This is a genomic window from Ruminococcoides bili (genome assembly GCF_040093295.1).
GTDB classification, from domain to species: Bacteria; Bacillota; Clostridia; order Oscillospirales; family Acutalibacteraceae; genus Ruminococcoides; species Ruminococcoides intestinale_A.
Window position 1 is genome coordinate 1 of sequence record NZ_JBBNJY010000099.1, and the last position, 714, is coordinate 714.

1 protein-coding gene is annotated in these 714 nt (G+C 37.8%); it reads right to left on the reverse strand.

Going from position 1 to position 714, the window contains the following annotated elements:
- Positions 1-714: hypothetical protein (locus AAAY30_RS11525; protein ID WP_499215972.1), on the reverse strand; the 714-nt coding region annotated here is incomplete at both ends.

Here is a 714-nt window from a genome sequence, read left to right on the forward strand (position 1 = left end):
GTATGAATCTGTCTGCGACACGCTGATAAGCTGTCCCCTGTTTTCATCATAGGTATAGTTAATCTGTGCACCTGTGTCGTTATCCTTTACACTGTCAAGATAACCTGTGGTTGAATTGTAATTATATGTATCACAGTTGCCGTCCTGATCATACAGCTTGAACAAAAATCTACCATTTTCAGTATAGTCCAGATTTGATTTTAGTGCAAGTGTTTTTTCGGAATTATTTGCTTCAAGTGCTGTTGCCTGTCCTTTGGAATTGTAGGTGTAGTTGTATTCAACTCCGTTCTGACTTGTTGCCTTAGTCATATTATGATTATCATCATAGTCATAAGTGTAGCCATAGCCTTTTGCATCAACTGATTTTGTAAGATTTGAATCGGAATACTCCATTTTGGATTTTTGTTCTGCATTAGAAGTTACAGTTACAAGTTCGCCGTCATCGTTATATGTATAACTCGGAACAGAATCTTTAATAAGCTGTGCGTTGTCAAAGTAAGCCGTGTTGTACTGTTTGGTAAATCTAAGGAAAACCGTAACTTTAACAGGTACTTTATTTGCATCTGTTTCATCACTTAGATTAAATGCAAACGAAGTGTATTGCCATACACCAACGGACTTGTTGAAAGACTGCGGCTTCTTTCCTTTTGCACTTCCGTCGCTGTACTTTACCTCAACATACAAATCGAATCGGGAAGTATCGTTATCCGTTAC